Source organism: Kineococcus siccus (assembly GCF_009906795.1).
GTDB lineage: Bacteria > Actinomycetota > Actinomycetes > Actinomycetales > Kineococcaceae > Kineococcus > Kineococcus siccus.
The window spans coordinates 1-8,667 of sequence record NZ_JAAALN010000185.1; the positions used below are offsets into that span (position 1 = coordinate 1).

The 8,667-nt window shown below is 76.4% G+C and carries 7 protein-coding genes; 2 read left to right on the plus strand and 5 right to left on the minus strand.

Annotated features, from left to right (window positions below):
- Nucleotides 1–378 precede the first annotated feature (378 nt).
- Nucleotides 379–2,139 (plus strand): proline--tRNA ligase, encoded by a 1,761-nt coding sequence (locus tag GTR02_RS17000; RefSeq protein ID WP_166608679.1) that lies wholly within the window; start codon nucleotides 379–381, stop codon nucleotides 2,137–2,139.
- Here GTR02_RS17000 and GTR02_RS17005 read toward each other — a convergent pair.
- Together GTR02_RS17005 and GTR02_RS17010 are read right to left on the minus strand one after the other, a co-directional pair.
- On the minus strand, nucleotides 2,117–2,959 hold the full coding sequence (locus GTR02_RS17005; RefSeq protein ID WP_166608680.1) for a tryptophan-rich sensory protein: 843 nt from the start codon (nucleotides 2,957–2,959) through the stop codon (nucleotides 2,117–2,119). The two genes, GTR02_RS17000 and GTR02_RS17005, sit on opposite strands and share 23 nt — an antisense overlap.
- 56 nt (nucleotides 2,960–3,015) lie before the next feature.
- Nucleotides 3,016–3,879: an NmrA family NAD(P)-binding protein gene (locus GTR02_RS17010; protein ID WP_166608681.1), complete on the minus strand. Its 864-nt coding sequence runs from the start codon at nucleotides 3,877–3,879 to the stop codon at nucleotides 3,016–3,018.
- A gap of 88 nt (nucleotides 3,880–3,967) precedes the next feature.
- On the opposite strand from GTR02_RS17010, the gene GTR02_RS17015 reads away from it, so the two are divergent.
- A complete protein-coding gene (locus GTR02_RS17015; protein WP_166608682.1) occupies nucleotides 3,968–4,687 on the plus strand; it encodes a TetR family transcriptional regulator in 720 nt (239 codons plus the stop codon).
- A gap of 33 nt (nucleotides 4,688–4,720) precedes the next feature.
- Here the strand turns inward: GTR02_RS17015 and GTR02_RS17020 are convergent, their stop codons facing one another.
- The 3 genes from GTR02_RS17020 to GTR02_RS17030 all read right to left on the minus strand — a co-directional run.
- Nucleotides 4,721–6,901 carry a SpoIIE family protein phosphatase gene (locus GTR02_RS17020; RefSeq protein WP_166608683.1) on the minus strand — a complete coding sequence of 727 codons (2,181 nt, stop codon included), beginning with the start codon at nucleotides 6,899–6,901 and terminating at the stop codon, nucleotides 4,721–4,723.
- A gap of 93 nt (nucleotides 6,902–6,994) precedes the next feature.
- The gene (locus tag GTR02_RS17025) at nucleotides 6,995–7,888 is read right to left on the minus strand and encodes an endonuclease/exonuclease/phosphatase family protein (protein ID WP_166608684.1); all 894 of its coding nucleotides are present in this window, start codon (nucleotides 7,886–7,888) and stop codon (nucleotides 6,995–6,997) included.
- A gap of 32 nt (nucleotides 7,889–7,920) precedes the next feature.
- Nucleotides 7,921–8,667: DUF4439 domain-containing protein (locus tag GTR02_RS17030; RefSeq protein WP_205709482.1), on the minus strand; the 747-nt coding region annotated here is incomplete at its 5' end.

Consider the following 8,667-nt stretch of genomic DNA (forward strand, 5'->3'; position numbering starts at 1 on the left):
ACTCCCAGCACAGGTCACCGCCGCGAGGAGGCGCTCACTCCGGACGTCCGCCGTCACCACCCCCTCACCTCCCTCGAACCGCACCTCACCACCCTCCAGACCCCGCGAGAGCCCTCCCCATCCCCGGGCACAGCCGAGCCGGACGAGTCGCGACCACCCGCCCCACCGGAGGACCGAGCGGTCAGATGAGCTCGAAGGACGGTCCGTGTGCGGGGTCGACGGTGGTCCGGAGTGAGCGCCGGTCGCGGAGTGTCGACGTGGTGCCGGGACGAGGCGCGAACGAAGCAACCAGCGACCCCGTGCGCGGTCCGTCCGGCCGCGACCCCGAGCGCCACAACTCCGGTGAAGCGCCGCCGGTCGCGCCGATACCCTGGCTTCGTGCTGATGCGGATGTCCACCTTGTTCCTGCGGACCCTGCGGGAGGACCCGGTCGAGGCGGAGGTCGCGAGCCACCGGCTGCTCGTGCGGGCGGGCTACGTCCGCCGGGCGGCGCCCGGGATCTACACGTGGCTGCCGCTGGGCCTGAAGGTGCTGCGCAAGGTCGAGACCGTCATCCGCGAGGAGATGGACGCCGCCGGCGCCCAGGAGGTCCACTTCCCGGCGCTGCTGCCGCGCGAGCCCTACGAGGCCACGAACCGCTGGAGCGACTACGGCGACGGCATCTTCAAGCTCAAGGACCGCAAGGGCGCCGACTACCTCCTCGCGCCCACGCACGAGGAGATGTTCACGCTCCTGGTCAAGGACCTGTACTCCTCGTACAAGGACCTGCCCCTGTCGCTGTACCAGATCCAGACGAAGTACCGCGACGAGGCGCGTCCGCGCGCCGGCATCCTGCGCGGCCGCGAGTTCACCATGAAGGACTCCTACAGCTTCGACGTCGACGACGCGGGGCTGGAGGCGTCCTACGAGCGGCACCGCGCGGCGTACATCAGGATCTTCGCGCGGCTCGGGCTGGAGTTCGTCGTCGTCGCGGCGATGTCGGGGGCCATGGGGGGTTCGCGCAGCGAGGAGTTCCTGCACCCCACCGTCATCGGGGAGGACACGTTCGTCCGCTCGCCCGGCGGCTACGCCGCGAACGTCGAGGCCGTCACGACGCTGGCGCCCGAGCCGGTCCCGTTCGACGGGCTGCCCGCGGCGCACGTGGAGGAGACGCCCGACACCCCGACGATCGACACGCTGGTGGCCGTCTCGAACGAGCGGCACCCCCGCGCCGACCGGCCGTGGACCGCGGCGGACACCCTGAAGAACGTCCTGGTGGTGCTGCGGCACCCCGACGGCAGGCGCGAACCGCTCGCCGTCGGCGTGCCCGGCGACCGCGAGGTCGACCCCAAGCGGCTCGAGGCCGCGCTCTCGCCCGCCGAGGTCGAGCCCTTCGAGGCCGCGGACTTCGCGAGGTTCCCCGCGCTGGTCAAGGGCTACATCGGGCCGGGTGTGCTGGGCACGGAGAACGCCTCGGGCATCCGGTACCTCGTGGACCCCCGCGTCGTGGACGGCACCGCGTGGGTCACGGGTGCCGACGCGGCCGGCCGGCACGTCTACGACCTCGTCGCGGGACGCGACTTCACCCCCGACGGCCTCGTCGAGGCCGCCGAGGTCAAGGCCGGGGACCCGGCACCGGACGGTTCGGGGCCGCTGGAACTCGCGCGCGGCATCGAGATCGCGCACATCTTCGCCCTCGGCCGCCGCTTCGCGGAGGCCCTGGACCTGAAGGTGCTGGACGAGAACGGCAAGCAGGTCGTGGTGACGATGGGTTCCTACGGCGTCGGGGTCACGCGCGCCCTGGCCTGCGTCGCCGAGGGCAACCACGACGAGAAGGGGCTGGTTTGGCCGCGCGAGCTGGCCCCCGCCGACGTGCACGTCGTGGCCACCGGCAAGGACCCGGAGATTCTCCTGGCGGCCGAGCGGATCTCGGCGGAACTCCTCGCCCAGGGCGTCGACGTGCTGTTCGACGACCGGCCCAAGGTGTCTCCCGGGGTCAAGTTCAAGGACGCGGAGCTCGTCGGCGTGCCGACGATCCTCGTGGTCGGCAAGGGGCTCGCGGAGGGCGTCGTCGAACTGCGCGACCGGCGCAGCGGGGACGCTGAGCAGGTGCCCGTCGCGGACGCGGTGGCCCGCGTCAGCGCCGTGGTCCGCGGCTGAGCAGACCGGCCCTGGCCGCGGCGGTGGCCCCCAGGACCACCGCCGCGGCGACGCCCGCCGTCACGGCCACCGCGGTCGAGGTCGCGGGCCCGGCCGCGCGTCCGGCGGCGACCCAGCCGAGGCCCCAGGCGAGGCCGGCGCCGAAGCCGAGGCTGCCGCGCGTGCGCACGGCCGTGCCGACGCCGACGGCGGCCGCGACGACGAGGACGCCGACGGCCCAGGCGGGTTCGCCCGCCGTGAGCCCGGCCTGCTTCAGGGCGGCCGCCGTGTTGGCGACGGTGGCGATGGACACCCAGCCCAGGTAGAGGCCCATCGTCCCGTCGACCATGACCACCTCCAGGCGCCCGGCCCGGCGGGCGGCGGCGTCCCGCAGGGTCGTGAGGCGGCCGACGACGACGACGAGGACGACCAGCAGGGCCGCGATGACGCCGACCGAGGCGGCCACGTGCCCGGCCTGGACGGTGAGGATCCACGCCGCGTTCAGCAGCAGCGACGCGGCGGTCCACCAGCCCGTCGCGCGCTGCCGCTCGTCGGCGCGGTGCGCGGGCAGGACCTGCCAGACGGCCAGGGCGAGCAGCCCGGCGTAGACGACGCTCCAGATCGCGAAGGCGGGCCCGTCGGGGGCCACGAGCGTCGACGACGCCGACAGCGCGCCGTTCCCGGCCTCGGCGATGGGCGTCCCGCCGAAGGCCCCCGAGCCGATCGCCGACCCGGTCAGCGCCAGCACCGCGCTGGCGATGACGGTCGCCTGCCGGGCGACGTCGACCGTGGTCGCGGGGACGGTGGAGGAGCCGGCGCGCAGTCCGGGGGCGGTGGTCATCCCCGGAGCGTGCGCCCGTCGTCGGTGATCCGCAACGCTCGGGCGGGGTGCGCCGCTCAGCCGCGCGCGGCGAGCGCCTCCAGCACCGGGCGGACCGACGTGGGACGGCGCCCGAGGAGGCCCTCGAGGGTGGGGTCGGTGACCGCGAACTCCCCGGCCCGCGACGCGCGGTACAGGCCCAGCGTGAACTCCGCTGCGGCCGTGGGCATCCCGGCCTCGACGGCCGCCGCGGCCCACTCCTCGTCGTCGACGACGACCCGGGTGACCTCGCGCCCCGCGACCTCCCCGAGCAGGGCGGCGACCGCCTCGAGGTCGAGGGCCTCGGCCGCCGTCAGGGGGGCGGTGACGCCGTCGAGCAGGCTGTCGGTGGTGAGCGCGAGCGCCGCGGCCTCGGCGAGGTCGGCGTGGGCGGTCCAGGACACGGGTCCGTCCGCGGGCGCCACGAGGCGCCCGGTGCGCAGGGCGTCCCCTGCGGAGAACGCCAGCGTGCTCGCGTAGAAGCCGTTGCGCAGCGCCGTGAACGCCACACCGAGCGAGGCCAGGTGCTCCTGCACGGCGGCGTGCACCGGCTGCGGGGCGAACAGGGACTCCCGCGACGCCGCCTGGTGGCTCGTGTAGAGGATCCGCCCGGCGCCGGCCGCGCGGGCGGCGTCGACGGCCGCGAGGTTGGCGGCGACCGCGCCGTCGCCGCGGAGGGACGCGGACACGACGAGCACCTGCTCGGCGCCCTCGAAGGCGTGCCGCAGCGAGGCGGGGTCGGTGAAGTCCCCGGCCCGCACGCGCACCCCCCGCTGCGCGAGCGCGGTGGCCGCCGCGGGGTCGCGCACGCTGACCCCCACGGTCTCGGCGGGCACGCGCGCGAGCAGGCGGTCGACGATCTGCGAGCCCAGCTGGCCCGTGGCCCCGGTGACGACGATCACGGTCGGTCCTCTCGTGGTTCCAGTGGTACGGCTCAGACGGTAGCACTGGTTCGTACCGCTGGAAACGAAGGACTGTTACCTTTGGAACGTGTCAGTGACCCGGGAGCCCTCGACGCGCGACGACGTGCGTGCGGCGGTCGTCGCGGCCGCAGCGCGGCTGCTGCGCGAGGCGGGGGCCGAGGCCGTGACGACGCGCGCCGTCGCCCAGGCGGCCGGCGTGCAGGCGCCCACGCTGTACCGCCTCTTCGGTGACAAGGACGGCCTCGTCGACGCGGTCGCCGAGCACGTGATGGCCGCCTACGTCGCGGGGGAGGCGGGCGCCGCGGACGGCACCGGCGACCCCGTCGCGGACCTGCGCACGGCGTGGGACGCGCACGTGGACTTCGGCCTGGCCAACCCCGAGCTGTTCGCGCTGCTCAGCGCGCCGGGGCGCCGCGACCCCTCACCCGCGGCGGTCGCCGGCATCGAGGTCCTGCGCGGCCGCGTCCACCGCCTCGCTGCCGCCGGGCTGCTGCGGGTCGACGAGGAGCGCGCGGTGACGATGATCCACGCGGCCGGTACCGGCACGGTCCTCGCGCTGCTCGAGGTCCCCGTGGACCGCCGCGACGCGGGCCTGTCCGCCGCCGTGCTCGACGCGCTCCTTGGCGCCCTCCTGCGGGCGGCGCCGGCCGTGGCCGACGCGGGCCCGCGAGCCCTCGCGATCGCCTTCGCGACGGCGGTGCCGGACCTGCCGGGGCTCAGCGACGCCGAGCGCGCGCTCATGGCGGAGTGGCTCGACCGCGCGGTCCGCGCCCTGCGCGAGGCCTGACGGCGGACAGCGGTCGGCTCCGCCGCGGGCGGTTCAGCCCGCCGGGGGGTCCGCGGCGAGGTAGAACCACACGACCTTGCCGATCTCCCGGGCGGCCACGCCCCACCGCGTCGCGCTGCCCTCGACCAGCGAGAGGCCGCGACCGCTCAGGGCCGTCTCGTCGTCGCTCTGCCGCACGGGTGGCCGGTCGTTGTCGTCGGCGACCTCGACGAGGACCCCGGCCGCCGTGGCGCGCACGGTGATCCGCACGTCGCTGCGGCCGTGCAGGACGGCGTTGGTGACGAGTTCGCTGGTCAGCAGGACGACGGTGTCGGTCACGTCCCGGTCCAGCCGGGCGGCGCGGCAGCACCGCTCGGCGAGGCGGCGCGCGTCCCCCACCGACCGGGGGTCGCAGGGCAGCACGCGCTGTCCGAGGTCCGCGCCGGGGTCCCCGGGGGCGGCCGTCGGCGGCCGGTGCACCCGCAGGACGAGCAGGGCGGCGTCGTCCTCCGCGGTGCGGCCGTCGAGCGTCGTCAGCAGGTCCGCGCTGCACGCGTCGGCGTCGTCGCGGTCGGCGACGGCGAGGGCGCCGCGCAGGACGGCGATGCCCGCGTCCAGGTCCTCGTGGCGGCGCTCGACGAGGCCGTCGGTGTAGAGGACCAGCACGTCTCCCGGCTGCAGGTCGACCTCGTGCGCGTGGCGCGAGGTCGAGGGGTCCACCCCGACCAGCAGGTCCGGTTCGGCGGCGAGGACCTCCACCGCGCCGTCGTCGTGGCGCAGCAGCGGCGGCAGGTGGCCCGCGTTGCTCCACCGCAACCGCCGCACGGACCGGCCGGGGTGGGGTGGTTCCACCACGGCCACCACCACGGTGGCGAGGGTGTCCAGGGCCAGGCCGGTGACGGCCCGGTCGAGCCGGGTGAGCAGGTGGGCGGGGTCGTCGTCGCCGTCGAAGGCGATGCCGCGCAGCATGTTGCGGACCTGGCTCATCGCCGCGGCCGCCTCCTGGTCGTGACCGGTGATGTCGCCCACGGCGAGGACGGTCCACCCGGAGCCGGTCGGGAAGGCGTCGTAGAAGTCGCCGCCGATCTCCGCCTCCCGTGCCACCGGCAGGTACCGCACCGACAGCTGGAGCCCGGTCAGGGCCGGCGGGCTCGTCAGCAGGCTCCGCTGCAGCGTCTGCAGCATCCGCCGGCGGGACGAGTCGGCCACCACCTGGGCGCCTTCGCTCTCGATGCGTCGCAGGGCCTGCGCGCACTGGGCGGCGAAGGCGTCCATGAGATCGAGCTCGTCGGGGGTGAAGGGGTGCTCCTGCGCCCAGGACACCGCGAGGCACCCGATCAGGCCCTCCTGGGCGAGCAGCGGCAGCAGGGCCCACGCGGGCTGGCCGGTGCGCTCCTGCACGCTCGCCATCCCGGGGTCGTCGGCCGCGGAGGCGCGGGTGGGGAACAGCGACCGCTCGCCGGTGCGCGCGGCGCGGCAGGCCGGCAGCGGGCTGTCGTGCCCGACCTCGGCCTCGTGGCCGGGGACCCCCTCGCGCAGGGGCGAGCTGCTCGTGAGCCGCCACCCACCGCTCGCGGAGCGCGAGACGAGCCCGCCGCCCGAGGCGCCCAGCACGGTCAGCCCCCGCTGGACGACGACCTCCTCCAGCTCCTCCAGCGTGTGCGCCGACGACAGCTCCTGCGCGACCGTCGTGAGCCGGGTGAGGCGCCGCCAGGCGATGTCGCGCGCCTCGCGAGCGGCCCGGACGTCCTGCAGCCGCTGGTAGAGCCGCCGCTCCTGGTCGCCGAGCACGCCGTCGCGCAGGCCGCGCTCGGTGTCGCCGACGTAGTCGGTGACCTCCTCGACGCGGTGCACGAGGTAGCGGGTGCGGCCGGTGGCGTCGGGGACGGCGCTGGTCACCGTCGACCACCAGCGCGAGGTCAGCGCACCGGACTCCGCACGCCGCACGCCGTAGCTGGCCAGCGGCACCGTGACCGGCTGCCCCGTGTCGCGGACGCCCGCCAGGATCGTCACCAGCGGGTTGCGGCCGTCGGCGTCGAGGGCCGCCGGGTCCGGGGGGAAGAGGTCGACGATCGCCCGCCCCAGCACCTCGGAGCGCGTGCGCACGACCGACGCGAGGTAGGCGCGGTTGGCCTCCACCACCACGAGGTCGGCGTCGAGCACGACGTAGGCGGTGGCCAGGGTGTCGAAGATCCCGGCCAGGTCCACCTCCGGGGACGACGGCGGTCCGGTCACGACCGCCTCCCGTCCTCGGTCAGGTGCCCTCGTGGTCACCGTGCAGGAGCACTAGAACACTGTCAGGCACCAACCGCCTACCCGCGGGCGCCTCTAGGGCTCGAGGTCGACGACGACCGCCGCGTGGTCCGAGGCCCAGACCCCGTCCACGGGGTCCGTCGCCGTGAGCCGCACCGAGCGCACGGAACCGTGGCCGGAGAACGGGGCCAGGCCGACCAGCACGTAGTCGATGCGCGCGCTGGGCTGGTGCACGCGCGCCACCCACGGGTTGCGCCGGTCCCACGTGAGCCCGTGGGCCCCGGGTTCGGCGAAGCGCCAGGAGTCGACGAGCACGAAGTCCTCCACCGGCCCGGGCGTCTCGTAGCCGCACGCGACGCGCACCTCGTCGGAGGTCTCGACCGCGTTGAAGTCGCCCGTCAGGACGGGCGGGTAGCCCCCGCCGGCGCGCCGGTGCCCGTCGGCGACGAAGCGGACGACGTCGCGGACCTGAGCCACGCGGACCGCGGACTCGGCGGGCGAGGAGTTCAGGTGGGTCGTCGTGAAGGGCAGCACCCCGTGCGGGGCGTCGACGAGGACCTGCAGCGCGGTGCGGCCCTCGTCCTCGCCGCCACCCGAGGGCAGGTGCACGACGCGCTCCTCCAGCAGCGGGTGGCGGGACAGGACGGCGTTGCCGAACGCGATCGAGCCGGAGTCCTCGCGGTCCTCGCCCGTGCGGGCCAGCCGGCGCTGCCAGCGCTGCGGCGAGGGCGACGGGGACCAGGCGACGTGCATGCCCAGGCGCTCGCCCAGCCACCCGGCGAGGTTCTCGTCCTCGGTGGCCCAGACCTCCTGCAGCCCCACGACGTCGGGCTGCTCGGCGCGCAGGACGCTCAGGAGCGCCTCGCGCCGTGCCCGCCAGTCCCCGAAGCGCCACCAGACGTTCCACGTCACGAGGCGCAGCGGCGCCGCAGCAGCCGCCGGGGAGTCGGGGGAGGTCGCCGGGCTCATCACGCGCAGTCTCGCAGCCGGTGCCCGAGCGGTCAGCCCGGGGTCGGTGCGGGCGCGGGAGCCGTGGTGGCCGCCGGCGCCGGGGCCGGGCCGCCGTCGTCGGCGAGGGCCGGCAGGCCGGGGAAGCTGCGGACGGGGCCGCCCCAGCGCACCGCGGCGCGGGCCGCCCGCAGGACGCCCGCGGCGCCCAGCTCCCGGCGGGCGGGGCCCGCGCCGACGACGTCCTCGTAGACCGCGCTGAGCCGGTCCTCCACGGTCGCCGCGAGCAGGGCCGCGGCCTCGGGCGTGGGCGCGGTGGCGGCGTAGCCCGCGGCCGCCGCGACGGGTTCCGCGCCCAGGGCCCGGACGACCTCCTCCAGCCGGTCCCGCGCGATCCGGTGCGCGTCGAGGTCGCCCAGCGCTTCCGGCCGGCGGGGCAGCGCGGCGCGCGCCGCGAGGAGCCCGTAGGCGTACACGGCCTCGTGCTCGCCCGCGAGGGCCCGCTGCAGGGCCCCGACGTCCTCTCCCGGGGCGGCGGCCGGCGTGCTGGCGGCGGCCGGCGTGGTGGCGGCGGCCGGGGGCGCCGCCACGGCGGGCGCGGGCAGACCCCCCGCGCCGGCGAGAGCGTCGAGCAGGACGGTGCGTGCGGCGGCGATCGAGGCCAGCAGCCGGGCGGTGCCGCCACCCACCGGGCCGAGGCCGCCGAGGGCGCTGCCGGCCGTGCGGGCCAGCAGGGCCAGCAGCGCGGCGGTGTCCGGCGCGGGTGTCGGCGGACCGACGCCGGGGGAGCTGGCGGGGGA